The 25370-nt window shown below is 70.4% G+C and carries 20 protein-coding genes; 16 read left to right on the forward strand and 4 right to left on the reverse strand.

The genetic code is table 11. The annotated features are described in order from the left end of the window. The first annotated feature begins 316 nt into the window (after positions 1 to 316). The 8 genes from gatC (at position 317) to AB0L95_RS18390 (ending at position 7995) form a co-directional block, all read left to right on the forward strand. A complete protein-coding gene (gatC, locus tag AB0L95_RS18355; protein WP_365162718.1) occupies positions 317 to 613 on the forward strand; it encodes an Asp-tRNA(Asn)/Glu-tRNA(Gln) amidotransferase subunit GatC in 297 nt (98 codons plus the stop codon). Positions 614 to 619: 6 nt separating this feature from the next. Next, entirely contained in the window at positions 620 to 2122 is a 1503-nt protein-coding gene (gatA, locus tag AB0L95_RS18360) for an Asp-tRNA(Asn)/Glu-tRNA(Gln) amidotransferase subunit GatA (RefSeq protein ID WP_365162719.1), read from the forward strand. Further along, entirely contained in the window at positions 2119 to 2361 is a 243-nt protein-coding gene (locus AB0L95_RS18365; protein ID WP_365162720.1) for a hypothetical protein, read from the forward strand. Before gatA ends, AB0L95_RS18365 begins: the two co-directional genes overlap by 4 nt. Positions 2362 to 2376: 15 nt before the next feature. Continuing rightward, positions 2377 to 3891 carry an Asp-tRNA(Asn)/Glu-tRNA(Gln) amidotransferase subunit GatB gene (gene gatB, locus AB0L95_RS18370; RefSeq protein ID WP_365162721.1) on the forward strand — a complete coding sequence of 505 codons (1515 nt, stop codon included), beginning with the start codon at positions 2377 to 2379 and terminating at the stop codon, positions 3889 to 3891. Between the two features lie 272 nt (positions 3892 to 4163). Then, the gene (locus AB0L95_RS18375) at positions 4164 to 6407 is read left to right on the forward strand and encodes an MMPL family transporter (RefSeq protein WP_365162722.1); all 2244 of its coding nucleotides are present in this window, start codon (positions 4164 to 4166) and stop codon (positions 6405 to 6407) included. Beyond that, complete coding sequence (locus tag AB0L95_RS18380) at positions 6385 to 6951, forward strand: GNAT family protein (RefSeq protein WP_365162723.1); 567 nt, start codon at positions 6385 to 6387, stop codon at positions 6949 to 6951. Before AB0L95_RS18375 ends, AB0L95_RS18380 begins: the two co-directional genes overlap by 23 nt. A 35-nt stretch (positions 6952 to 6986) precedes the next feature. Next, on the forward strand, positions 6987 to 7544 hold the full coding sequence (locus tag AB0L95_RS18385; RefSeq protein WP_365162724.1) for a hypothetical protein: 558 nt from the start codon (positions 6987 to 6989) through the stop codon (positions 7542 to 7544). A gap of 253 nt (positions 7545 to 7797) precedes the next feature. Beyond that, positions 7798 to 7995 (forward strand): DUF6191 domain-containing protein, encoded by a 198-nt coding sequence (locus tag AB0L95_RS18390; protein ID WP_365162725.1) that lies wholly within the window; start codon positions 7798 to 7800, stop codon positions 7993 to 7995. 14 nt (positions 7996 to 8009) lie between these two features. Here AB0L95_RS18390 and AB0L95_RS18395 read toward each other — a convergent pair whose 3' ends face one another. Beyond that, on the reverse strand, positions 8010 to 9167 hold the full coding sequence (locus AB0L95_RS18395; protein ID WP_365162726.1) for a PQQ-dependent sugar dehydrogenase: 1158 nt from the start codon (positions 9165 to 9167) through the stop codon (positions 8010 to 8012). Positions 9168 to 9301: 134 nt separating this feature from the next. After that, positions 9302 to 10300, reverse strand: coding sequence for an aldo/keto reductase (locus tag AB0L95_RS18400; RefSeq protein WP_365162727.1), 999 nt, complete (start codon positions 10298 to 10300; stop codon positions 9302 to 9304). A gap of 74 nt (positions 10301 to 10374) precedes the next feature. Between AB0L95_RS18400 and AB0L95_RS18405 the strand changes: the two genes are divergently transcribed. The 6 genes from AB0L95_RS18405 (at position 10375) to serA (ending at position 20630) form a co-directional block, all read left to right on the forward strand. After that, positions 10375 to 11337 (forward strand): 2-hydroxyacid dehydrogenase, encoded by a 963-nt coding sequence (locus AB0L95_RS18405; RefSeq protein ID WP_365162728.1) that lies wholly within the window; start codon positions 10375 to 10377, stop codon positions 11335 to 11337. Between the two features lie 618 nt (positions 11338 to 11955). Further along, on the forward strand, positions 11956 to 14982 hold the full coding sequence (locus tag AB0L95_RS18410; protein WP_365162729.1) for an EAL domain-containing protein: 3027 nt from the start codon (positions 11956 to 11958) through the stop codon (positions 14980 to 14982). Between the two features lie 226 nt (positions 14983 to 15208). Continuing rightward, a complete protein-coding gene (locus tag AB0L95_RS18415) occupies positions 15209 to 17065 on the forward strand; it encodes an acetolactate synthase large subunit (RefSeq protein WP_365162730.1) in 1857 nt (618 codons plus the stop codon). A 20-nt stretch (positions 17066 to 17085) separates the two neighbouring features. Next, complete coding sequence (gene ilvN, locus AB0L95_RS18420) at positions 17086 to 17610, forward strand: acetolactate synthase small subunit (protein WP_311695055.1); 525 nt, start codon at positions 17086 to 17088, stop codon at positions 17608 to 17610. Positions 17611 to 17753: 143 nt separating this feature from the next. Then, positions 17754 to 18752: a ketol-acid reductoisomerase gene (ilvC, locus tag AB0L95_RS18425; RefSeq protein WP_365162731.1), complete on the forward strand. Its 999-nt coding sequence runs from the start codon at positions 17754 to 17756 to the stop codon at positions 18750 to 18752. Positions 18753 to 19028: 276 nt separating this feature from the next. After that, entirely contained in the window at positions 19029 to 20630 is a 1602-nt protein-coding gene (serA, locus tag AB0L95_RS18430) for a phosphoglycerate dehydrogenase (RefSeq protein ID WP_365162732.1), read from the forward strand. A 113-nt stretch (positions 20631 to 20743) separates the two neighbouring features. On the opposite strand, the gene AB0L95_RS18435 is transcribed toward serA, so the two are convergent. Beyond that, complete coding sequence (locus AB0L95_RS18435) at positions 20744 to 22291, reverse strand: MFS transporter (RefSeq protein WP_365162733.1); 1548 nt, start codon at positions 22289 to 22291, stop codon at positions 20744 to 20746. Positions 22292 to 22414: 123 nt separating this feature from the next. On the opposite strand from AB0L95_RS18435, the gene AB0L95_RS18440 reads away from it, so the two are divergent. Continuing rightward, positions 22415 to 23011 carry a TetR/AcrR family transcriptional regulator gene (locus AB0L95_RS18440; protein ID WP_365162734.1) on the forward strand — a complete coding sequence of 199 codons (597 nt, stop codon included), beginning with the start codon at positions 22415 to 22417 and terminating at the stop codon, positions 23009 to 23011. Here AB0L95_RS18440 and AB0L95_RS18445 read toward each other — a convergent pair. Beyond that, a complete protein-coding gene (locus AB0L95_RS18445; RefSeq protein WP_365162735.1) occupies positions 23008 to 24222 on the reverse strand; it encodes a helix-turn-helix domain-containing protein in 1215 nt (404 codons plus the stop codon). The two genes, AB0L95_RS18440 and AB0L95_RS18445, sit on opposite strands and share 4 nt — an antisense overlap. A gap of 161 nt (positions 24223 to 24383) precedes the next feature. On the opposite strand from AB0L95_RS18445, the gene AB0L95_RS18450 reads away from it, so the two are divergent. Next, the gene (locus AB0L95_RS18450; protein WP_365162736.1) at positions 24384 to 25364 is read left to right on the forward strand and encodes a proline dehydrogenase family protein; all 981 of its coding nucleotides are present in this window, start codon (positions 24384 to 24386) and stop codon (positions 25362 to 25364) included. Positions 25365 to 25370 lie beyond the last annotated feature (6 nt).

Here is a 25370-nt window from a genome sequence, read left to right on the forward strand (position 1 = left end):
CCCCGCGTCTCCCGGACGCCCCGCGCTCGTCGATCGCCCCGCGTCTCCCGGACGCCCCGCGCTCGTCGATCGCCCCGCGTCTCCCGGACGCCCCGTCCTCGCCGATCGCCCCGCACCCGCCGAACAGCCCTCGCCGATCGCCCCGCGCCCACCCGACACCCCCGACTGACGCCCGCCCCACCCCCCTCCCACCCCCGCCATCACCCCCCACCCGGCAGCCGGCGGGCCGGGCGCGGGCAAACCCATGCGCGGGCACCCGTGCTCGCGCCATAGGATTGGGCCCAAACCACACACACTCACCCCAGAGGATCGCTGCATGCCTGGCATCACGCGCGAGGAGGTCGCCCACCTCGCCCGGCTGGCGCGTCTGGAGCTGAAGCCCGAAGAGCTTGACCACTTCGCGGGCCAGCTCGACGACATCATCGGCGCGGTCGCCCGCGTCAGCGAGGTCGCCGACCAAGACGTACCGCCGACCTCCCACCCGCTGCCGCTGACGAATGTCATGCGCGCGGACGAGGTCCGTCCCTCGCTCACCCCCGAGCAGGCGCTGTCCAGCGCCCCTGCCCAGGAGCAGCAGCGTTTCAAGGTGCCGCAGATCCTGGGGGAGGAGTAGCCCGTCATGACGGACAAGAACAGCATCATCCGGCTCACCGCCGCCCAGACCGCGGAGAAGATCGCCTCCGGCGAACTGACCGCCGTCGAGGTCACCGAGGCCCATCTCGCCCGTATCGAGGCCGTGGACGAGAAGGTGCACGCCTTCCTGCACGTCGACCGCGAGGGCGCGCTCGCGCAGGCCCGTGCCGTCGACGAGAAGCGGGAGCGGGGTGAGAAGCTCGGCCCGCTCGCCGGCGTGCCGCTCGCACTCAAGGACATCTTCACCACCAAGGGCGTGCCCACCACCGTAGGGTCCAAGATCCTCGAAGGCTGGATCCCGCCGTACGACGCCACGCTCACCAGGAAGCTGAAGGAAGCCGACGTCGTCATCCTCGGCAAGACCAACATGGACGAGTTCGCCATGGGGTCCAGCACCGAGAACAGCGCCTACGGCCCCACCGGCAACCCCTGGGACCTCACCCGTATCCCGGGCGGCTCCGGCGGCGGGTCGAGCGCCGCGCTCGCCTCCTTCCAGGCCCCGCTCGCCATCGGCACGGACACCGGCGGTTCCATCCGCCAGCCCGCGTCCGTGACCGGCACGGTCGGCGTCAAGCCGACCTACGGCGGTGTCTCCCGCTACGGCATGGTCGCCTTCTCCAGCTCCCTCGACCAGGGCGGCCCCTGCGCCCGTACGGTCCTGGACGCCGCCCTTCTGCACGAGGTCATCGGCGGCCACGACCCGCTCGACTCGACCTCCATCGACGTCCCGGTCCCGCCGGTCGTCGAGGCCGCGCGCAACGGCAGCGTGGCGGGCATGCGCGTCGGTGTCGTCAAGCAGTTCCGCGGCGAGGGCTACCAGGCCGGTGTCGTACAGCGCTTCGACGAGGCCGTCGCCGTCCTCAAGGAGCTGGGCGCCGAGATCGTCGAGCTGGACTGCCCGTCCTTCGACCTGGCGCTGGCCGCCTACTACCTGATCGCCCCGAGCGAGTGCTCCAGCAACCTCGCCCGCTTCGACGGTCTGCGCTACGGCCTGCGCGTCGGCGACGACGGCACGCACTCCGCCGAGGAGGTCACCTCCCTTACCCGTGAGGCGGGCTTCGGTCCCGAGGTCAAGCGCCGCATCATGCTCGGCACGTACGCCCTCAGCTCCGGCTACTACGACGCGTACTACGGCTCCGCCCAGAAGGTCCGCACGCTCATCACCCGCGACTTCGAGAAGTCGTTCGAGCAGGTGGATGTGATCGTCTCGCCGACGACCCCCACCACTGCCTTCCCGATCGGCGAGCGCGCCGACGACCCGATGGCGATGTACCTGGCGGACCTGTGCACCATCCCGGTCAACCTGGCCGGCAACGCCGCCATGTCGCTGCCCTGCGGTCTCGCTCCGGAGGACAACCTTCCGGTCGGACTCCAGATCATCGCCCCGGCGCTGAAGGACGACCGCCTCTACAAGGTCGGCGCCGCCGTCGAGGCCGCCTTCGTGGAAAAGTGGGGGCACCCGCTTCTCGAGGAGGCTCCGTCGCTGTGAGTAAGGCACTGTCCAAGGCCAAGGGCTTCAAGAAGTCCAAGTCCGGTATGTACCTGTCCATGGCCACCACCGCGTTCGGCGCGATCGGTGTCGCGAAGCAGGCCAAGAAGGCCCGCCTCGAGAACGACACGCTGCGCCTGATCGACGCGGCCGTGTCCGCCGCCGCCATCGTCACCGGCCTCGCGATCCTCTACCGCGAGCTGAAGCGGCTGGGCGACGACGACGTCCTGCTGGGCTGAGAGGGAAGTTTCACCGTGACCACCACGACCGACCTGGTGTCGTACGAGGACGCGCTGGCGTCGTACGACCCCGTCATGGGCCTTGAGGTCCATGTCGAACTCGGCACCAAGACCAAGATGTTCTGCGGCTGCTCCACGGCGCTCGGCGCCGAGCCGAACTCGCAGACCTGCCCCACCTGCCTCGGCCTGCCCGGCGCGCTCCCCGTCGTCAACGCGATCGGCGTGGAGTCCGCGATCCGGATCGGTCTCGCGTTGAACTGCGAGATCGCCGAGTGGTGCCGCTTCGCCCGGAAGAACTACTTCTATCCGGACATGCCGAAGAACTTCCAGACCTCCCAGTACGACGAGCCCATCGCCTTCAACGGCTACCTCGACGTGCAGCTGGAGGACGGCGAGACCTTCCGTGTGGAGATCGAGCGCGCCCACATGGAGGAGGACACCGGCAAGTCGATGCACGTCGGCGGGGCCACCGGCCGCATCCACGGCGCCGACCACTCCCTCCTGGACTACAACCGCGCCGGCATCCCGCTGATCGAGATCGTCACCAAGCCGATCGTCGGCGCGGGCGAGCGTGCGCCGGAGGTGGCGAAGGCGTACGTCCGCGAGCTGCGCGAGCTGATCCGGGCGCTCGGCGTCTCCGAGGCCCGGATGGAGATGGGCCAGATGCGCTGTGACGTGAACCTGTCCCTGATGCCGAAGGGGTCCGAGAAGTTCGGCACCCGCTCGGAGACGAAGAACGTCAACTCGCTGCGCTCCGTCGAGCGCGCGGCCCGCTACGAGGTCCAGCGCCACGCCGCCGTGCTCGACAGCGGCGCCAAGGTGGTCCAGGAGACCCGCCACTTCCACGAGGACACCGGCTCGACGACCTCGGGCCGCATCAAGGAGGAGGCGGAGGACTACCGGTACTTCCCCGAGCCGGACCTGGTGCCCGTCGCGCCCTCGCGCGAGTGGGTCGAGGAGCTGCGCGCGACGCTGCCGGAGCTGCCCCTCGTGCGCCGCACCCGGCTGCTTCAGGAGTGGGGGATCTCCGCCACCGACATGCAGGCGATCCTCAACGCGGGCGCCCTGGACCTGATCGTCGCCACCATCGAGGCGGGCGCCGACGCGGCCTCCGCCCGCAAGTGGTGGATGGGCGAGCTCGCCCGTCACGCGAACGAGTCAGGCAAGGCCCTGGACGATCTGTCGATCACGCCGGAGCAGGTCGCCCGGGTCACCGAGCTGGTCACCGCCGGCGACCTGAACGACAAGCTGGCCCGCCAGGTCATCGAGGGCGTTCTCGCGGGCGAGGGCACCCCGGACGAGGTCGTCGAGAAGCGCGGTCTGAAGGTCGTCTCCGACGAGGGCGCGCTGACCGCGGCCGTCGAGGAGGCCATCGCCGGCAACCCCGGTGTCGCGGACAAGATCCGCGGCGGCAAGGTGGCCGCGGCCGGCGCCCTGGTCGGGGCCGTCATGAAGGCCACCCGCGGCCAGGCCGACGCCGCCCGCGTCAAGGAGCTGATCCTTCAGACGCTCGGCGTCAGCGAGGGCTGAGCAGCGGCGCGAAAGCAACTGGAGGGGCGGTATATCGAAGCGATATACCGCCCCTTTTGTTTATTTAAATAAATCTTATTCGAGCGGCAGAGTCGCGGGAATGTCTGTGAATTGGCTCCCAATCTTGTGACTAACCCCACGAAAGCGGCAAACGATCTTTTCTGGCTGCGACAGTGTTGGGCATTGCTCATGCGTTCTTTGCGGGTTGTTCAGCTCCACATGCGGCTGTTCCCGATCAAAGACCGACGAAATCATCTTCAGGGAGCACGTTCGTGGCAGCCCTTGCCCGCTGGTGTGTACGCCACCGCCTCGTCACCGTTCTGCTTTGGCTCATCGCCTTCGCCGGTGTCACGGTCGGCGCCACCGTCGCGGGCTCTGCGTACTCGAACCACTACGACGCTCCCGGCACCGAGGCCGGCCGCGCCACCCAGATGCTCCAGCACGGCTTCCCCGGCCTCGGCGGCGACAGCGACAGCGTCGTATGGCGCAGCACCGGCCCCGGCGGAGTGCGCTCCGCCGACGTCGAGCAGACGATGACCCGCACCCTGGACCGGATCTCGACCCTGCCCGGCATCGCCTCCGTCACCAACCCCTACGAGGGCAGCCACAGCGCCCAGATCAGCGGGGACGGCCGTACCGCGTACGCCACGATCACCTTCGACGAGCCGAGCGAGAACATCGGCAAGGGCCAGGCCAAGGCCGTCGTCGACACCGCCAAGTCCGCCGAGAACACCGGCCTCAAGGTGGAACTGGGCGGCAGCGCCGTCGCACTCAGCCAGCCGAAGAGCGGGCATGTCGCCGAGGCCGTCGGCGTCGGTGTGGCCGCCGTGGTCCTCTTCCTCGCCTTCGGCTCGCTCGCCGCCTCCCTGCTGCCCATCGCCACCGCGCTGATCGGTGTCGGCACCGCCTACTCGGGCATCGGCCTGCTCGGCCACGCCATGACCGTCGCCGACTTCGCGCCGATGCTCGGCCTGCTGATCGGGCTCGGCGTCGGCATCGACTACGCGCTGTTCATCGTCACCCGGCACCGCAAGATGCTGAAGCGCGGCACCCCGGTGGAGGAGGCCGCCGTGGGCGCCGTCTCCACCACCGGACGGGCTGTCGTGTTCGCGGGCGCCACCGTGTGCATCGCGCTGCTCGGCATGCTGATCCTGCGGCTCAGCTTCCTCAACGGTGTCGCGTTCGCCGCGTGTCTGACCGTCCTGCTCACCGTCGCGGCTTCCGTGACCCTGCTGCCCGCCCTGCTGTCCTTCATCGGACCGCGCGCCCTGAGCAGGCGCGAGCGGCGCAGGCTGTACGAGCACGGGCCCGAACCGGAGGTGCCGACCGGGCTGGCCGCCCGCTGGTCCGCGTTTGTCGAGCGCCACCCCAAGAAGCTCGGCGCGCTCGCGCTGGCCGTGATGGCCCTGCTCGCGCTGCCCACGCTCTCCCTCCACCTCGGCACCTCCGACCAGGGCAACGACGCGAAGTCGTCGACCACCCGGCAGGCGTACGACATGCTCGCCGACGGCTTCGGACCGGGCGTCAACGGCCCGCTCACCCTGGTCACCCATGTCGGCGGCGCCGAGGACAAGCTGGCGCTCGACAACCTCGACGGCACCCTCGCGGCCACCAAGGGCGTCGCCTCGGTGACCCCGGTGACGTACAACAGCGGCGGCGACACCGGCTATCTCACCGTCGTGCCGCAGTCCTCCCCGCAGTCCCAGCAGACCAGCGACCTGGTGCACCGGCTGCGCGCGGAGGTGCTGCCGCGCGCCGAGCAGGGCACCACGCTGGATCTGTCCGTGGGCGGTGTGACGGCGGCCTACGACGATTTCGCGGGAGTGATCGTCGGCAAGCTGCCGCTGTTCGTGAGCGTGGTGATCGGCCTGGGCTGTGTGCTGCTGCTGCTCGCCTTCCGGTCCTTCGGCATTCCGCTGAAGGCCGCCGCGATGAACCTCGCCGCCGTCGCCTCCGCTTTCGGCGTGGTCGTCGCGATCTTCCAGTGGGGCTGGGGCAGTGAGCTGCTGGGCCTCGGCCGGGCCGGCCCGATCGAGCCCTTCCTCCCTGTGATCATGGTGTCGGTGCTCTTCGGCCTCTCCATGGACTACCAGGTGTTCCTGGTCAGCCGGATGTACGAGGAGTGGCTGGAGACCCGCGACAACCGACGCGCCGTACGCGTCGGTCTCGCCGAGACCAGCCGGGTGATCAACTCGGCGGCCGTCATCATGATCTCCGTCTTCCTCGCCTTCGTCGCCGCCGGTGACCGGGTGATCGCCATGTTCGGCATCGGACTGGCAGCGGCCGTCGCCCTCGACGCGTTCGTCCTGCGCACCCTTCTCGTCCCCGCCCTGATGCATCTGCTCGGCGGCGCCAACTGGTGGATGCCGTGCTGGCTGAACCGACGGCTGCCGCGCATCTGCATCGAGCCGCCGCACTGCCGTGCGACGATGCCGGGGCAGCGCATCGACGCGGACGCGCTGATGGACGAACTGGTGAAGGAGCGGCAGCCGGATGTACGCGATATCCCTGGGTGACGACGGGGCCGAACTGCGACCGCTGGAGCCGTGGCACGCCGAGGAGTTCCTGGCGCATCTGGACCGCGGGCGCGAGTTCGTCAACCAGTACATCCCGTTCGGGGCGAACGCCACGGACGCCGCGTCCGCCCGGGCCCTCCTGCAGTCGTACGCCGACAAGCGCGCCGCCGACAGCGGCAGCCTGCACGGGCTGTGGCTGGACGGGAAGCTGGTCGGGGGGCTGCTGTTCCGTGTCTTCGACGCGGCCGGCGGCACCTGTGAGGCCGGCTGCTGGCTGGAGCCCGCCGCCACCGGACGGGGGCTCGTCACCCGTGGCATGCGGGTGCTCATCGATTGGGCGATTGACGCACGGGGGATCCACCGTGTGGAGTGGTGCGCGTCGTCCGCCAACACAGCGAGCGTCAAGGTGGCGCGGCGACTGGGCATGAGCAGGGACGGCGTACTGCGCGAGAACTATCTGTATCGCGGTGTGCGCCAGGACACCGAGGTGTGGTCGGTGCTCGCGTCCGAGTGGCGGGCGGCACGGGCCCGCGACGATCATTAAGAGACCTCTCAGACAGCGTCCGTACGGTGCGAGGCATGGGAACGAAGACAGCTGACGAGGCCGGGGCCGAGACCGGCGCCCAGGCGACCAACGACGAGCAGAACGTGCAGGCCATCGAGGGCGAGGAGGCGGCCGGGAAGGCCCGGGAGGAGGACCTGCCCGAGGAGACGGCGTCCGAGGAGACGGCGCCCGAGGGGCCGTCCGGGGTCGGTCAGGGAGCGGGCGCGGTCGTCGCGGCCGGGCTCGGCATCGTCTCTCTCACCGGCAGCTGGGTCTCCACGGTGGCCTCCGCGCGGGAGACCCTGGTGGGCCAGTTGCAGACCTCGTCGCAGGCGAGCGTCTCCAAGCAGATCAAGGAGGTGTACGGCGACGCCTGGCATGCCACCGCGCTGTGGGGCGGCCTGTTCGCGCTGGCCGCGCTGATCGTCGGCGTCGTCGTGCTGGCCCGCCCGGCGTTCGGGGCGCCCGGGAAGCCGCAGGCTCCGTGGGTCAAGTCGGTCGCCTGGGGCGGTGTCGCCCTGGGGATCATCGGGCTGTTCCTGGCCGTCCTCAAGTACACCGACGTCCTGCTCGGACTGCCGTCCGCGAGCTGAGCCGGCGCGACCTGTGCCAGGGGCCCTGGACCTTCCACCGCATCCACGCGGTCGGAAGCCCCGGGGCCCCTTCGCATGTCCGGGACCCCGCCCGGCCGTGAGGGAGGAGGCCGCGGCGCCGGGCGAGGACGCGGGCTCCCGTCTCCTCGGCGGCGGTCTCCTCGCCCAGGGGGTCGCGCCCAGACGGAGCCAAGGGTCATCCTGGACCGCGGGCCGAGCATCCGCCCCGGAGCGCCGGGCACCAGGAGGCACTGTGTTCAACCTGTTCGAGGAACTGTTCGCACCGGGCCGCAAGCACACCCATGACGAGAACCGGCGCCTGGAACTGACCCGGCTGGACGTGACGGACGGCGACCCGGGAAGGGGCCCGATCGACCTGGCGTCGGGCAAGGTGGTCATACGCGTCCCGGAGCCGGCCCCCGCGGACGATCCGGAGGTCCGTCCGGACTGAACGGGGCGCGCCCCCTACTTCACCTCCACCTCCAGAATCCGGTCGTCGGTCTTCGAGGGCTTGCCGCGGCCGTCCGTGTTGCTCGTCGTCAGCCACAGTCGGTTGCCGTCGGCCGCGACCACGGTCCGCAGGCGGCCGTAGGCGGCGGTCAGGAACGCCTGCGGAGGTGCCGACGCCTCGGTTCCGCGAAGCGGCACCCGCCACAGCCGCTGCCCGCGCAGGCCCGCCATCCACAGCGAGCCCTCGGCGTAGGCGAGGCCGCTGGGGGAGGCCATGTCCGTGTGCCACTGGGCGAGCGGGCTGTGGAATCGGGGGTCGGCCGACTTTCCTTCGGTGATCGGCCAGCCGCCGTTGTCGCCCGGTCTGATCGCGTTCACCTCGTCCCAGGTGTCCTGGCCGAACTCCGAGGCGAACAGTCGCTGCTTGTCGTCCCAGGCCAGGCCCTGGACATTGCGGTGGCCCAGGGAGTAGACCGCCGAGTTCCCGAGGGGATTGCCGGGTGCGGGCTCGCCGTCCGGCGTCATGCGCAGGATCTTGCCGCCCAGGGAGGTCCGGTCCTGTGCCAGACCCCGGTCGCCGGATTCGCCCGTCCCCGCGTACAGCATGCCGTCCGGGCCGAACGCGATCCTGCCGCCGTTGTGGATCATGCCCTTCGGGATGCCCTTGAAGACCGTGTCCGGCGCGCCCAGCTGCTCACCGGCCGGCTTGTGCGCGTCGTACAGCATGCGCACGATGCGGTTGTCGGAGTCGGTCGTCAGATAGGCGTAGACCAGATGGTCCGAGGCGTAGCCCGGGGAGAGGGTGATGCCCAGCAGGCCGCCCTCGCCGGCGGCCGAGACCCCCGGCACCGTGCCCAGCTCGGTCTTCTTGCCGGTCTTCTCGTCGATCCGCGTGACCGTCCCGTCGTCCCGGGAGGAGACCAGCAGCGCGCCGCCGGGCAGCGGGGCCAGGCCCCAGGGGGTCTTGAGGTGGTCGGTGACCGTCCGCACCACACGGACCGATCCCTTTGCCGGCGGTGCGTGCTCGCCCGCCTGCCCGGGGGCCGACGCCCCCGGTGCCGTACCGCTCGACGAGGGGGTACGGCCGGACCTGATCCCGGAGCCGGCGGAGCAACCCGCCGCCAGCAGAAGCGCGGCCACGGCCGACACGGCCGTCACAGCTCGACGTCGCACGATCCAGGTCCCTTCGACGCGGGGATTCTTCCCTACCTACGTGGCGCGACCCCTCGGTGTTCCGCCGGCGAGGGAGAATCCACCGATCGGGTCAGACCCACGAGTGCCGCCGGCCGTTTCCACCGCCCGGCCGCTCAGTCCCACGACCTCTGCGCCGCCGGCAGGTCCGCGAGCTCCGCCAGATCCTGCGGGGTCAGCCGCAGAGCTGCCGCGCCCGCGTTCTCCGCGACCCAGCGCTCCCGTTTCGCGCCCGGCACCGGGACCACGAGCCGGCCCTGCGCCAGCACCCAGGCCAGGGCCACCTGGGCGGGCGTGACCTCCTCGCCGTGGCGGCGCGCCACCCGGCGCAGACCGGCCACGATCGGCTGGTTGGCCGCCATCACCTCGGCGGTGAAGCGAGGGTGACGGGCCCTCAGGTCGTCCGGCTCGAAGCCCTCGCCCGGGGTCAGCGTGCCGGTCAGGAAGCCGTTGCCGAGCGGCATCGCCGCGAGAAAGCCGACCCCGCGCGACGCGCACCAGGGCACCAGCGCGTCCAGGGCCTCCGCCGACCACACCGACAGCTCGGCCTCGACCGCGCTCACCGGGAACACCTGCTGCACCCGCTCCAGCTGCCGGATCGTGGCGTCGTGCAGCCGCGCGCCGGTCCGACGTCCGCCCCGCACCCCCACCGCGCACAGCCCGAGCGCCCGTACCTTCCCCGCCCGCACCAGCTCCGCCATGGCGCCCCAGGTCTCCTCGATCGGTATCTCGGGGTCCGAGCGGTGCAGTTGGTACAGGTCGATGACGTCCGTCTGCAGCCGCCGCAACGAGGCGTCGCAGGCCCGTCTCACATAGCCGGGGCGGCCGTTGGCCACGATGTGCTGCTCGCCCACGAGCAGGCCGACCTTGGTCGATACGAACGCCTCGGCACGCCGCTCCTTGAGTACCCGGCCCACGAGCAGCTCATTGGTGAACGGCCCGTACATGTCGGCGGTGTCGAGCAGCGTCACCCCCAGATCGAGTGCCCGGTGCACCGTCCGCAGCGACTCGTCGCCCCGCTGCTGCGAACCCGAGTACGCCCAGCTCATCGGCATGCACCCGAGTCCGACGGCCCCCACATCGAGCGTTGCCGCGCCGATCGTCCTGCACTCCACCTGGCCGTGCCCTCCCTTTCCTGGCACCCCAAACTAACCAATGCGGCGCGGGATCCTTCGCATAGCCTCCTGACATGACTGTCGACGTATGGCTTCCGTTCCGCACCGAGGAGATGGGGGACCTCCCCGAGGGCTTCCGATACCGCTTCTGGGACGGCGGCCAGGAGTTTCCCGCGGACCCCGCCGACTGCGTGTTCTACGTGGTGCCCTACATGAAGGGCAGTGCGGTCGGGGTCCGCCCGATGGCCGCCATGACGTCCGTCCGGGTCGTGCAGACGCTCTCCGCCGGAGTCGATCATGTCGAACCGGGCCTGCCTCTGCTGCCTGCGGGGGTGCAGCTGTGCAACGCGCGCGGGGTGCACGACGCCAGCACCGCCGAACTCGCCCTGACCCTCATCCTCGCCTCGCTGCGCGGCGTCCCCGACTTCGTCCGGGGACAGGACCGCGAGGAGTGGCGCTCCGGCTTCCGTCCCGCGCTCGCCGACAAGTCCGTGCTCATCGTCGGATACGGGTCCGTGGGCGCCGCCATCGAGGACCGGCTCGCTCCGTTCGAGCTCGCGCGGGTGGCGCGCGTCGCGCGCCGAGAGCGCGAGTCGGTGCGCGGCCTTGTGCATCCTCTCTCTCAATTGCCGGAACTTCTTCCCGACGCCGATGTGGTGGTGCTGGTCACGCCGCTCACGGAGGAGACGAAAGGCCTGGTCGACGGAGACTTCCTGGCCCGGATGAAGGACGGGGCACTGCTCGTCAACGTCGCACGCGGCGGCGTCGTCGACACCGGTGCGCTGCTGGCCGAGCTGGAGAAGGGCCGCATCACGGCCGCCCTCGATGTCACGGACCCCGAACCGCTGCCCGCGGGCCACCCCTTGTGGCATGCGCCGGGCGTGCTGATCAGTCCTCATGTGGGAGGCCCCACCTCGGCGTTCTGGCCCCGCGCCAAGCGCCTGCTGACCGCCCAGCTGAACCGTTTCGCGCTGGGGGAACCGATGGCGAACGTGGTACTGACGACCGGTGGCGCACCGGGGGTGCGCCGGAGCTGAGCGAGCGCCCGCGACGGGCGGGGGACCGTCCCGCCGGCGTATGTTTCAGGCCAGTCCCACCGCCCGTGCGCGGGCCTCCCGCCGGGGCGCACCACCGGCGCGCGCGTCGTCCCCCGTTGGCTCCCCGTCCGCTTCCAGTACGCTCCGCAGTCCCTCGTACGCAGTAAGTACGCACATTCTCGCTGGTCGTCACTGAGCGTAGAGAAGCTATGTCCCTGAGTGACGAGACTGGTGTATCGTCCCCGACAGGGGCTGCGCCGCGCACCGTTCGGCGCCGGGGACGGAACTTTCAGACATGCGAGGGGGGCGACGGGCGATGCACGGCCTATGGACGAACGATCCGACGCGGCGGGGTCGCGGGCTGCGACCCTGGCGAGCGGCGACGCGCAGACGCGGCCACTGCGGACACGGTGGTCCCGGCAAGTACTCCGGCCACAGCGGCCAGAGCGGACACGGCGGTCATCATCCCCACCACCGTCGGCCCAGCGTCCGCAAAAGGCATGCGCATCCGGCGCACCGGGACCGGCAGGACCCGGCGGCGCCCCGGACCGGGAGGATCCGGTGAGCTCCCCCGGAGCGCTCCTGGCCCGCTGTCCGGCCCCGGGAGGCCGGACGCGCATGGTCTCGCAACTGGTCCTGGCCCTGGTGTGCGCGGGATACGCCGTCGGTTCCGCGCTCGACTGGGGCTGCCGGAGCGTCGCGCTCGTCATGGGTGACTTCGGACTGAGCGTCGCGGCGGGCACCGCCTCGGTCTCCTGTTTCGTCTACGCGCACCGCAGCCGCAGCCGCTTTCGACCCGCATGGCTGCTGTTCGCGCTCTCCTCGGCCATGGCCGCGCTGGGCAACGGCGTCTGGGGCTGGTACGAGGTCGTCCTCGACCGCCCCGTCCCCTCGCCCAGCTGCGCCGACTTTTTCTTCCTCTGCTTCGCTCCTCCCGCCATCGTAGGACTGCTCGTGCTCGCCAAAAGGCCCGTCACCAAGGCGGGTTGGGTCTGCCTCGCGCTGGACGCGTGGCTCATCGGCGGCTCGCTGCTCACCCTGTCGTGGAGCCTCGCGCTCGCCCAGGCGGCGAAGTTCGACGGCCCGAGCGTCGCGCACACCGCCCTCTCGCTCGCGTACCCCCTGCTGGACATCGCCCTGATCAGCATGGTGGTCGCCCTGCACTTCCGGCGCTCGGCGGTCAACCGCTCGGCGGTCAACACCGCCATCGGCGCGCTCGCCCTGACCGTGATGTGCGACGCCCTGTTCACCTCGCCGCTGCTGCACAACAGCTATCACTCGGGCCAGTTGCTGGACGCCGGCTGGTTCTCCGGCTCGCTGCTCCTCGCGTACGCCCCGTGGGTCGGCGTCCGGCAGGGCCTGCCGCGCGACCATGCTCACGCGCACGCGCGCGTGGTGCACGAACACGTACCCGGCCGGCACCGGCCGGAGCCCGGCCGCAGGGACCGGCAGCAAGGGCCCGCCCCCCTGCTCCCGCGGCAGACGGGTCGCGCGCACACCCGGCCGCCGGGCCAGGACCGGGCACCGGCCGGCGTCCCCCAGGGAGCGGGCCGGAACGGGTACCCGGCCGGCGTCCCCCAGGGATCCGACCGCAACCGCTACCCGGCCACCCGCCCGATCTCCGGATCGCTGGCCGCGCTCACGCCCTACCTGGCCGCCGCCGTCTGCACCCTGGGGATCCTCTACAACGTCCTCAACGGCCACAGCGTCGACCATGTGGTGCTCATCACCGCGGGAGCCGTGGTGCTCGCACTCGTCGTCCGCCAGGGCATCATGCTGCTCGACAACATCACCCTCACCCAGGAACTCGCGCAGAAGGAGAACCACTTCCGCTCCCTGGTGCAGGGCTCCAGCGACGTCATCATGATCGCCGCACCCACCGGCATCCTCAGGTATGTCTCCCCGGCCGCAGCGGGCGTCTACGGCCGCCCCGCCGAAGAGCTGGTCGGAACCGAACTCGCCGCGCTCATCCACCCCGAGGACCTCGGCTGCGTGGTGCACGAGGTGCGCCGCTTCCTCGCCGCCAGCCACCTGGAGGAACCCACCACCCGTATCGAGTGCCGCTTCAGGTCCGGCTGCGGCGGCTGGCTCAACGTCGAGTCCACCGTCAACCGCCACGAGGGCGGCCTGATCTTCAACAGCCGGGACGTGACCGAACGCGTGCGCCTGCAGGCCCAGCTGCAGCACAACGCCGAGCACGACCCGCTCACCGACCTGCCCAACCGCTCCCTGTTCACCAAGCGCGTCCAGCAGGCGCTGTCCGGCCGTCGCGCCTCCGACCGTGGCCCCGCCCTGCGGAACACGGCGGTCCTCTTCATCGACCTCGACGGGTTCAAGGCGGTCAACGACACGATCGGGCACCAGGCCGGGGACGAGCTGCTCGTCCAGGCCGCCCGCAGACTCCAGGACTCCGTACGGCAGGGGGACACTGCCTCCCGCCTCGGCGGTGACGAGTTCGCGGCCCTCATCGTCGGCGACGGCACCCGCGACCGCACCGCCCACGAGAGGCACATCGTGGAGCTCGCCGACCGGCTACGGGTCACCCTCTCGCAGCCGTACGACATCGACGGCAACGATGTCCGGGTGGCCGCGTCCATCGGGGTGGCCTTCGCGGAGCCGGGCCTCGGCGCGGGCGAACTGCTGCGCAACGCCGACCTCGCCATGTACCGCGCCAAGGCCGCCGGCAAGGGCCGCGTCGAGCTGTACGCGCCCCAGATGCAACAGGACGTCGTACGGAAGACCGAGCTGGCCACCCGGCTGCGGGCCGCGCTGCACGACGGCGAGTTCACCCTGCTGCACCAGCCCGTCGTCTCGCTGGAGGACGGCCGGATCGCCTCCGTCAGCGCCCAGGCACGCTGGCGCTCCTCCCAGGGCGTGCTCTTCACCCCCACGGAGTTCCTGAGGGTCTCCGAGGACAGCGACAAGGCCGCCGAGCTGGGCCGCTGGATGCTGGAGGAGGCCGTGGAACAGGCCGCCGAACGCACCGCGACCGGGCTCGCCGTGCCCGTCGTCGTACGGATGAGCGCCCGCCGTCTGCTCGACCGCTCGCTGCCCCTCGGCTCCGTGGAAGCCCTGCTCACCCGGCACGGTCTGGCCTCGGGCGCCCTGGTCATCGAGCTGTCCGACGTCGACCCGAGGGTCGCCCTGGACGAGCTGGAGCGCAGACTCGGCGCGCTGCGCAGGATCGGCGTCCGGGTGGCCCTGGACGGCCTGGGCAGCGGCACCGCGGCCATCGCGGCGCTGCGCCGGCTCCCCGTCGACGTGCTGAAGCTCGACCGGGGCCTGGTCGAGGGGGTCGTGGAGTCCGCGCGACTGCACAAGATCACCAGCGGGCTGCTCCGTATCGCCACGGACCTCGGTCTGCAGTCGGTCGCCGACGGAGTGGATCTGCCCGAACAGGTCGTCGCCCTGCGTGCCATGGGGTGTACGCACGGGCAGGGAATGGCATTCTCGGGACCGCTGGACGAGTACCGGCTGCGCCGGGCGCTCACATCCGGCCACTGTGCCCTGCCGCACGGCACGGTGGAGCCGGCGCCCGCGTTCGCGGTCGGCGGAGCCGCCCTGTTCACCAGCGGTGTGCCTGCGGTTTTCGGTGGTGGAAGCGCCCTACGCTCACATAATGAGACTCCCGTCCCACCCACTTGACAGTGATGGCGTGCCGGGGGGAGGGTCAGTGCCATGCGCACCCGAATTCTCGTACTTGGACAGCGCGTCGGCTGAGCTGGGACCCACCGGAAATGAACCGGAAAACCCAGCGACCACTCCCGGCGCGCTCCCCTCGCTTGCCTACCGGCACGAGGGGTTTTTTGTTGCACACGCACCAGTCGAACAACGCCCGAACCTCGCAAAAACCCTCAGCATCGAGAAGAGAATGCCGATGACCGAGCAGGCCACCGGGGCCCATCACCCGCAGCCGCGGCCCCGATCCGGAGGACACCAGTCCGCGCCCGAGCACGTCACGGGTGCGCAGTCCCTCATCCGCTCTCTCGAGGAGGTCGGCGCCGACACGGTATTCGGCATTCCCGGCGGTGCGATCCTTCCCGCCTACGACCCGCTGATGGACTCCCAGCGGGTGCGGCACGTGCTGGTGCGCCACGAGCAGGGCGCGGGCCACGCGGCCACCGGCTATGCCCAGGCCACCGGCAGGGTCGGCGTCTGCATGGCGACCTCGGGACCCGGCGCCACCAACCTGGTCACCCCCATCGCGGACGCCCATATGGACTCCGTGCCGCTGGTCGCGATCACCGGCCAGGTCGCCTCCAAGGCGATCGGCACCGACGCCTTCCAGGAGGCGGACATCGTCGGCATCACGATGCCGGTCACCAAGCACAACTTCCTCGTGACCAAGGCCGAGGAGATCCCCCGGACGATCGCGGAGGCCTTCCACATCGCCTCCACCGGCCGCCCGGGCCCGGTCCTCGTCGACATCGCCAAGGACGCCCTCCAGGCGCGGACCACCTTCAGCTGGCCGCCCGTCATGGACCTGCCCGGCTACCGCCCGGTGACCAAGCCGCACGCCAAGCAGATCCGCGAGGCCGCCAAGCTGATCACCGCCGCCAAGCGGCCCGTCCTCTACGTCGGCGGCGGCGTCCTGAAGGCGAAGGCCACCGCCGAGCTGAAGGTCCTCGCGGAACTCACCGGAGCGCCCGTCACCACCACCCTGATGGCGCTCGGCGCATTCCCCGACAGCCACCCGCTGCACGTGGGCATGCCGGGCATGCACGGTGCGGTCACCGCCGTCACCGCGCTGCAGAAGGCCGACCTGATCGTCGCCCTCGGAGCCCGCTTCGACGACCGTGTCACCGGCAAGCTGGACAGCTTCGCCCCGTACGCCAAGATCGTCCACGCCGACATCGACCCGGCGGAGATCGGCAAGAACCGCGCCGCCGACGTGCCGATCGTCGGTGACGCCCGGGAGGTCATCGCCGACCTCGTCCAGGCCGTCCAGAACGAGCACAGCGAGGGCCACAAGGGCGACTACACCGCCTGGTGGAAGGACCTCAACCGCTGGCGCGAGACCTACCCGCTCGGCTACGACCTGCCGGAGGACGGCTCGCTGTCCCCGCAGCAGGTCATCGAGCGCATCGGACAGCTCGCGCCCGAGGGCACGATCTTCGCGGCGGGCGTCGGCCAGCACCAGATGTGGGCCGCGCACTTCATCCAGTACGACAACCCCGCCACCTGGCTGAACTCCGGCGGTGCCGGGACGATGGGCTACGCGGTCCCGGCCGCGATGGGCGCGAAGGCCGGCGCCCCGGACCATACGGTCTGGGCGATCGACGGCGACGGCTGCTTCCAGATGACCAACCAGGAACTGACCACCTGCGCCCTGAACAACATCCCGATCAAGGTCGCCATCATCAACAACGGCGCCCTCGGGATGGTCCGCCAGTGGCAGACCCTCTTCTACAACCAGCGGTACTCCAACACGGTGCTGCACTCCGGCCCCGAGGCGGACGGCAAGCAGCCGAGCGCCGGCACCCGCGTCCCCGACTTCGTGAAGCTGTCGGAGGCCATGGGCTGCTACGCGATCCGCTGCGAGTCCCCGGAGGACCTCGACAAGGTCATCGAAGAGGCGAACTCGGTCAACGACCGCCCCGTGGTCGTCGACTTCATCGTCCACGAGGACGCCATGGTGTGGCCGATGGTCGCCGCCGGCACCTCCAACGACGAGATCATGGCCGCCCGGGACGTCCGCCCCGACTTCGGCGACAACGAAGACGACTGAGAGAGAGCTGAGTGAGAACCATGTCCAAGCACACCCTCTCGGTCCTCGTCGAGAACACGCCCGGCATCCTCGCCCGGATCGCCGCCCTGTTCTCCCGCCGCGGCTTCAACATCGACTCGCTCGCGGTCGGTGTCACCGAGCACCCCGACATCTCCCGCATCACCATCGTGGTGAATGTCGAGGACCTGCCGCTCGAACAGGTCACCAAGCAGCTCAACAAGCTCGTCAACGTCCTGAAGATCGTCGAACTGGAGCCGTCCCAGGCCGTTCAGCGTGAACTCGTTCTGGTGAAGGTGCGCGCGGACAACGAGACGCGCTCCCAGATCGTCGAGATCGTGCAGCTGTTCCGCGCCAAGACGGTGGACGTCTCCCCGGAGGCCGTCACCATCGAGGCCACCGGCAGCACCGACAAGCTTTCGGCCATGCTCAAGATGCTGGAACCGTACGGCATCAAGGAGCTGGTCCAGTCCGGCACGATCGCGATCGGCCGCGGCGCCCGTTCGATCACCGACCGGTCGCTGCGCGCCCTCGACCGGTCCGCCTAGGACGTCCGGGATCATTCCCGTACGACCGGAAACGGGCGGCCGGTCCGACAGCCGGCCGCCCGTATACCGAGACCCCGAAACTTCCCTTCTCCCCGCCGTCATACGGTGGGACGTACCACCTGTACTCAAGGAGAGAACCCAAAGTGGCCGAGCTGTTCTACGACGCTGACGCCGACCTGTCCATCATCCAGGGCCGCAAGGTCGCGGTCATCGGCTACGGCAGCCAGGGCCACGCCCACGCGCTGTCGCTGCGCGACTCGGGTGTCGACGTGCGGGTCGGTCTGCACAAGGGCTCCAAGTCCAAGGAGAAGGCCGAGGAGCAGGGCCTGCGCGTGGTGACCCCGGCCGAGGCCGCCGCCGAGGCCGACGTGATCATGATCCTGGTCCCGGACCCGATCCAGTCCCAGGTCTACGAGGAGTCCATCGCCCCGAACCTGAAGGACGGCGACGCGCTGTTCTTCGGCCACGGCTTCAACATCCGCTTCGGCTTCATCAAGCCCCCGGCCGGCGTGGACGTCTGCATGGTCGCCCCGAAGGGCCCGGGACACCTGGTGCGCCGCCAGTACGAGGAGGGCCGCGGCGTTCCCTGCATCGTGGCCGTCGAGCAGGACGCCTCGGGCAACGCGTTCGAGCTGGCCCTGTCCTACTCCAAGGGCATCGGCGGCACCCGCGCCGGCGTCATCAAGACGACCTTCACCGAGGAGACCGAGACCGACCTCTTCGGCGAGCAGGCCGTCCTGTGCGGTGGCACCACCGCCCTGGTGAAGGCCGGTTTCGAGACCCTGGTCGAGGCGGGCTACCAGCCGGAGATCGCCTACTTCGAGTGCCTGCACGAGCTGAAGCTGATCGTCGACCTGATGTACGAGGGCGGCCTGGAGAAGATGCGCTGGTCGGTCTCCGAGACCGCCGAGTGGGGCGACTACGTCACCGGCCCCCGCATCATCACGGACGCCACCAAGGCCGAGATGAAGAAGGTCCTCGCCGAGATCCAGGACGGCACGTTCGCGCGCAACTGGATGGACGAGTACCACGGCGGTCTGAAGAAGTACAACGAGTACAAGAAGCAGGACTCCGAGCACCTGCTGGAGACCACCGGCAAGGAGCTGCGCAAGCTCATGAGCTGGGTGAACGAGGAGGCGTAAGCCTCACGGCCGAAGGGGCCGGAGCAGTCCGCTCCGCCCCCTTCGGCGAACCAGGGGTAACGTCGGGAAGAGAGCCCGTCCACCCTGTCCATCCCGTCCAGCCACGGACGGGTGATCCTTCCGCAGTGGCGCAAAATGACGCACGCGTCGCCACTACACTGCTGCACAACAATCGCGTTCAGGCCCACAGCGTCGTGCGTCTTCCACGCGGCTAGCACCCCTCCACCGCCTGCGGCCGTCGGGACGGCCGTCCGCATTGGACATGTGAGGACTCACGTGAGCTCGTACTCCAGTCGAAAAGCCGCGGTACTCATCGCTGAAGAGCTGTCGCCCGCGACCGTCGACGCACTCGGCCCCGACTTCGAGATCCGCCACTGCAACGGCGCGGACCGCGCGGAGCTGCTGTCGGCGATCGTCGATGTCGACGCCATCCTGATCCGCTCCGCGACGAAGGTCGACGCCGAGGCCGTCGCCGCCGCGCAGAAGCTGAAGGTCGTCGCGCGAGCAGGCGTCGGCCTGGACAACGTGGACGTCTCCGCCGCCACAAAGGCCGGCGTGATGGTCGTCAACGCCCCCACCTCGAACATCGTGACCGCCGCCGAGCTGGCCTGCGGTCTGATCATCTCCACCGCCCGCAACATCCCGCAGGCCAACGCCGCGCTGAAGAACGGCGAGTGGAAGCGCAGCAAGTACACGGGCGTCGAGCTGGCCGAGAAGACCCTCGGTGTGGTCGGCCTCGGCCGGATCGGCGCGCTGGTCGCGCAGCGCATGTCCGCCTTCGGGATGAAGGTCGTCGCCTACGACCCCTACGTCCAGCCCGCCCGCGCCGCGCAGATGGGCGTCAAGGTGCTGTCCCTGGACGAGCTGCTGGAGGTCTCCGACTTCATCACCGTCCACCTGCCGAAGACCCCCGAGACCCTCGGTCTGATCGGCGACGAGGCGCTGCACAAGGTCAAGCCGAGCGTCCGCATCGTCAACGCCGCGCGCGGCGGGATCGTCGACGAGGAGGCGCTGTACTCGGCGCTCAAGGAGGGCCGGGTCGCGGGCGCGGGCCTGGACGTGTACGCGAAGGAGCCGTGCACGGACTCCCCGCTGTTCGAGCTGGACCAGGTCGTGTGCACCCCGCACCTGGGCGCCTCGACGGACGAGGCGCAGGAGAAGGCGGGCATCGCGGTCGCCAAGTCGGTGCGCCTCGCGCTCGCCGGCGAGCTGGTCCCGGACGCGGTGAACGTGCAGGGCGGTGTCATCGCCGAGGACGTCAAGCCGGGTCTGCCGCTCGCCGAGAAGCTCGGCCGTATCTTCACCGCGCTCGCGGGCGAGGTCGCCGTCCGGCTCGATGTCGAGGTCTACGGCGAGATCACCCAGCACGATGTGAAGGTGCTCGAACTGTCCGCGCTCAAGGGCGTGTTCGAGGACGTCGTGGCCGAGACGGTTTCGTACGTCAACGCGCCGCTCTTCGCCCAGGAGCGCGGTGTCGAGGTACGCCTGACCACCAGCTCGGAGGCCAACGACCATCGCAACGTGGTCACCGTGCGCGGCACGCTCGCGGGCGGCGAGGAGGTCTCGGTGTCCGGCACGCTGGCCGGCCCGAAGCACCATCAGAAGATCGTGGCGGTGGGCGACTACGACGTGGACCTGGCGCTCGCGGACCACATGGTGGTGCTGCGCTACACCGACCGCCCGGGTGTGGTCGGCACGCTGGGCCGCATTCTCGGCGAGGCCGGCATCAACATCGCCGGTATGCAGGTCGCCCGTGACATCGCGGGCGGCGAAGCCCTCGCGGTTCTCACGGTCGACGACACGGTGCCGCAGAACGTCCTGACGGAGGTGGCCGAGGAGATCGGCGCGACCTCCGCCCGCTCGGTGAACCTGGTCTGAGGCCGCCGTTCGTGATGCGGTGACCGTCGGTCGAGGTTGCCGTCCCGGTTCCACCGACGCCGGACGGGCCGGCTCAGCCAGCCCGTCCGGCGTTTTCCGTGCTCCGGAGGCACTCAGGCGGAGACCCGCTCCGGCTCTGCGGCCGTGGTCTGCCGTACATGGATCCGGCGCAGTGTCGCCGCCGCCGCGACCGCGGCGCCCGCGAGGACCACCGCCCCTGCGATCGCCGCCCCGTGCATCCCCTTGGTGAACGCCTCCCGGGCGGCGGCCGCCAGGGCGTCGCCCGCGTGGCCGGGGAGCCGTCCGGCCACCGCCAGCGCGCCGCCCAGCGTCTCGTGCGCCGGGGCCGGTGCCGAGGACGGGATCTCATGGCGGTAGACGGCGGTACCGATCGAGCCGAGGACCGCCATACCGAGGGCGCCGCCGAACTCCGAGCCGGTCTCCAGCAGGGAGGACGCGGAGCCCGCCCGCTCGACCGGGGCCGCGCTCAGGGCCAGGTCCGTCATCTGGGAGATGGCGACGACGACCCCGGAGGAGAGGACGCCGCACGCGGCCAGCACCAGCCAGAGTGCATGGGAGCCGACGAGGGCGAGCATCCCGTAGCCGACCACGGCGATCGTGAAGCCCCCGGAGACGACGTAGGCGCGGTTGACGCCCTTCTGGACCAGCTGGGTCGCGATCGGCGCCGCCATGCCGATCGGCACGGACGGCAGCAGCGCCCACAGGGCCGCCTCCATCGCGCTCTTGCCGAGCACCGACTGCAGGTACTGCGTGGTGAAGAACGCCGAGCCCATGATCGCGAAGGAGGAGACCAGGTTCAGTACCACCGCGGGAGCGAAGCCCGGTCCGCGGAACAGGGCCGGGGAGATCATCGGTGAGGCCGTGGTGCGCTGGCGCTGGACGAAGAGTGCCGCGAAGAGCAGGCCCACGGTGATCGAGACGACGTACTGGACGTGCCAGCCCTCGGCCGGGATCTCCTTGAGGCCGTAGATCACCGGGAGCACCGCCGCCATCGACAGCGGGACGCCGAGAAGGTCGAAGCGGCCGGGCGCGGGGTCCTTGGACTCCGGCAGCAGGAAGGGGCCGAGGACCAGCAGCAGGGTCATCGCCGGCAGATTGACCAGGAAGACCGAGCCCCACCAGAAGTACTGGACGAGGACGCCGCTCAGCACCGAGCCGAGCGCGATACCGGCCGTCATCACCCCGGACCACATCCCGATCGCCTTCGCCCGCTGGGCGGGGTCGGTGAACATCGTGCGGATCAGCGCCATCGTGGACGGCATGAGGGTGGCGCCGCCGATGCCGAGGACCGCGCGGGCCGCGATCAGGGTCTCGGCGCTGTTCGCGTAGGCCGCCGTCAGCGAGGCGGCCCCGAAGGCGGCGGCCCCGATCAGCAGCAGCTTGCGGCGGCCGATGCGGTCGCCCAGTGAGCCCATCGTGATCAGCAGCCCGGCGAGGACGAAGGCGTAGATGTCGAAGATCCACAGCTGTTGTGTGCTGCTCGGCTCCAGGTCCGCGCTGATCGCCGGGATCGCGAAGTAGAGGACCGAGACGTCCATCGAGACCAGCAGCAGCGGAAGCATCAGGACGCCGAGGGCGGTCCATTCACGGCGGCCGGCCCGGGTGGCCGAAGTTGCGGTGTCGCTCGTCGAGTTCGTCATGACAGCGAATGTACGGGCGTATTAAACGCTTGTCTAGAACGATTGTATAAGTCAGTTGTCTAGAACGCTCGTGTAAGTCGCACGTCTAGGACGGTTGTATGGATCGGCGCTAGGGTGGACCGCATGGGACACCGTGAGGATCTGCTCGAAGGCGCGAAGCGCTGCCTGCTGGACAAGGGCTTCCTGCGCACGACCGCGCGCGACATCGTCAAGGAGTCGGGGACCAACCTGGCGTCGATCGGCTATCACTACGGATCCAAGGACGCGCTGCTGGTGCAGGCGTACGTCTCCCTCATCGAGGAGATGGGCGACCGCTTCGAGCCGGGCCGGGGGGCGGGCGGGACGGCCCAGGCGCCGCCGGGCACGCTGGAGCGCTTCCAGGAGGTGTGGTCCGGCGTCATCCGGTCGCTGCCACAGTCGCGGGCGGTCTGGCTGCTGAGCTTCGAGCTGATCCTCCAGGGGGACCGGCTGCCGGAGGTGCGCAAGCTGCTGATCGAGGCGCAGGAGCAGGGCCGTTCCGGGCTGATTCCGCTGTTCACCGACGTCCCGGAGGCGGACCTGGACCAGGAGACCGTCGACACCGAGGGCCGCCTCTACCAGACCCTCCTGCAGGGCCTCATGGTGCAGTGGGTGTTCGACCCGGGCTCGGCCACCGGCGCGGACCAGCTCACCGAAGGGCTCCGCCGTGTGCTGAAGGCGGCCGGCAGTCAGACGTCCTAAAGCCGCGCCCCCTTCAGCGCCATATGGAGCAGCAGCCGGTCCTCGCCGTCGTCCAGGTCCAGGCCGGTGAGCTGTTCGACGCGGGAGAGGCGGTAGTAGAGGGTCTGGCGGTGGATGCCCAGTTCCGCCGCCGTGCGCCCGGCCTGGCCCGCGCAGTCCAGGAACACCTCCGCCGTGCGGGCCAGTTCACGGTGGGCGGGGGAGAGCAGGACGCGTACGGCAGGGTCGTGGGCCGCCTCGGGCGGGAGGCCTGTCAGCAGGCGGTACGGCCCGATCGCCGACCACTGCGCGACCGGCCCGAACCGGGGCTCCGCCAGGGCCGCACGGGCCGCCGCCGACGCCTCCAGCCAGGCGATGCCCAGCTCGGCGAGGCCATGGCGGGCGCCGGCCACCCCGGCCGCCGTCCGGCCGCCGCCCCGGCTCCCCTCCGCCTCCCGCAGCAGCCGCGTGGCCGCCGTGAGCGCCGGCGCCGGAACGTCCGCCGAGCGCAGTCGCACCAGCAGGGCCAGGCTCTGGCCGCTCGTGCCCCACGGCACCGTGCACAGTGCGGTCGCGGCCGGGATCGTACGCACCGAGGGGGCGTCGTCCGGATCGGCCGAGGGCCAGGGGGCGACACAGACCACCGTGAGCAGGCCCTCGCCCCGCGCGCCCAGCGCCGTCCGCAGTTCGGCCACCGCCGCCTCCTGGTGCCAGCCGCGCTCGGCGGTCAGCGCCGCGCGCAGCTCGCGGGTCAGGTCCGCGCCCGCCTGTGCCTCGTCGGCGAGCAGTGCGCCGATGCGGGCGGCGACCTCCATCGCGGCGGACAGCTGCGCCTCGGACGGGCCCGGCTCGTCCGCGAGCAGCCACACATAGCCGAGGACGACACCCCGATGGCGTACCGGCAGACAGACACGTCCCCGGTAGACCCCCGCCTCGGGAGTCGGCGGAATGCGGACGGGGCCGGTGGCGCGGGCGATTCCGAAGCCCTCGAACCAGGTGCGCACCGCCGCCGTGGAGCGGCGCGTGAGGATGGAGCGGGTGCGGACCGGGTCGAGGGTCGCCTCGTCGAACTCGTCGTCGCCGCTGTCGTAGGCGGCGAAGGCGATCAGTTCGAAGTCCCGGTTCTCCAGGGTCGCGGGGGCGCCGAGCAGCGCCGAGATCTCGTCGACGAGTTCCTGGTAGTCGCCCCGGCCTGGCTTGAAAACGTCCGCCACACGGGCATTCTCCCGCATTCTCCCACCCCTCTCATACAGATGTCTGAGATCCAGGGCACGGATGCGTGACAGCTGTCGATGGCCGACGATCTGAGCAATCCATAGGTTTCACGGTGGTTCTCCGTGCCGTACCCGAATGGTCGGGATTCGGCCTCCTGTTTCCCTTGTGGAGGTGCCCTGTGCTGGGTCCCGTGATTCTCGCCGCGTCGCGCAGCGACCGGATGCGCCGGCTGATCTCGGCCGCACCGGTGACGAAGCCGGTCGTCGACCGCTTCATTCCCGGCGAGACCGTCGACGAGATCGTCCCGATCATCGAGGACCTCGCCGGCAAGGGTCTGGAGGTCACCATGGACGTCGTCGGCGAGGACATCACGACCCCCGAGCAGGCCACGGCCGCACGGGACGCGTATCTGGCGCTGATCGCCCACCTCAAGGAGCTGGGGCTCGGCCCGAAGGCCGAGATGTCCGTCAAGCTCTCCATGTTCGGCCAGGCCCTCCCGTCGCCCACCACCGCCCTGAACGATGGGCCCTCCGGGCCCGCCCCTCGATTCCAGGGCGGCCACGAGCTGGCCCTCGCCAATGTGCGCCCGGTCGTCGAGGCCGCCGCCGCGATCGGCACCACGGTCACTCTGGACGCCGAGGACCACACCACCCTCGACTCGATGTTCGCCATCCACGAGGAGCTGCGGAAGGACTTCCCGGGCACCGGCTGCGTGATCCAGGCCTATCTCTTCCGCACCGAGGCCGACGCCCGCCGGCTCGCCGCGAGCGGCAGCCGGGTGCGTATCGTGAAGGGGGCGTACAAGGAGCCCGCGTCGGTCGCGTACCAGAACAAGCACGAGATCGACAAGGCGTACGTCCGCATCCTGAAGACCCTCATGGAGGGCGAGGGATACCCGATGATCGGCTCGCACGACCCGAGGATCATCGCCATCGCGCAGGACATCGCCCGGCGCGCCGGGCGCAAGCTCGACGAGTACGAGTTCCAGATGCTGTACGGCATCCGCAGCGAGGAGCATGTGCGGCTGGCCGCCGAGGGCCACCGTATGCGCGTCTACACGGCCTACGGCACCGACTGGTACGGCTACTTCATGCGCCGGCTGGCCGAGAAGCCGGCGAACCTCCGCTTCTTCGCCCGCTCGGTCCTCACCAAGAGCTGACATCCA

Origin of the sequence: Streptomyces sp. NPDC052036 (assembly GCF_040680495.1) — a bacterium.
Lineage (GTDB): Bacteria > Actinomycetota > Actinomycetes > Streptomycetales > Streptomycetaceae > Streptomyces.

Excerpts from the sequence above, each read along its gene's own strand:
- AB0L95_RS18410 (WP_365162729.1), top strand. The coding sequence starts at position 11,956 with ATGGTCTCGCAACTGGTCCTGGCCCTGGTGTGCGCGGGATACGCCGTC.
- AB0L95_RS18380 (WP_365162723.1), top strand. The coding sequence starts at position 6,385 with ATGTACGCGATATCCCTGGGTGACGACGGGGCCGAACTGCGACCGCTG.
- ilvN (WP_311695055.1), top strand. The coding sequence starts at position 17,086 with ATGTCCAAGCACACCCTCTCGGTCCTCGTCGAGAACACGCCCGGCATC.
- AB0L95_RS18435 (WP_365162733.1), bottom strand. The coding sequence starts at position 22,291 with ATGACGAACTCGACGAGCGACACCGCAACTTCGGCCACCCGGGCCGGC.
- gatA (WP_365162719.1), top strand. The coding sequence starts at position 620 with ATGACGGACAAGAACAGCATCATCCGGCTCACCGCCGCCCAGACCGCG.
- AB0L95_RS18405 (WP_365162728.1), top strand. The coding sequence starts at position 10,375 with ATGACTGTCGACGTATGGCTTCCGTTCCGCACCGAGGAGATGGGGGAC.
- AB0L95_RS18440 (WP_365162734.1), top strand. The coding sequence starts at position 22,415 with ATGGGACACCGTGAGGATCTGCTCGAAGGCGCGAAGCGCTGCCTGCTG.
- AB0L95_RS18445 (WP_365162735.1), bottom strand. The coding sequence starts at position 24,222 with ATGCGGGAGAATGCCCGTGTGGCGGACGTTTTCAAGCCAGGCCGGGGC.
- gatC (WP_365162718.1), top strand. The coding sequence starts at position 317 with ATGCCTGGCATCACGCGCGAGGAGGTCGCCCACCTCGCCCGGCTGGCG.
- AB0L95_RS18415 (WP_365162730.1), top strand. The coding sequence starts at position 15,209 with ATGCCGATGACCGAGCAGGCCACCGGGGCCCATCACCCGCAGCCGCGG.
- AB0L95_RS18385 (WP_365162724.1), top strand. The coding sequence starts at position 6,987 with ATGGGAACGAAGACAGCTGACGAGGCCGGGGCCGAGACCGGCGCCCAG.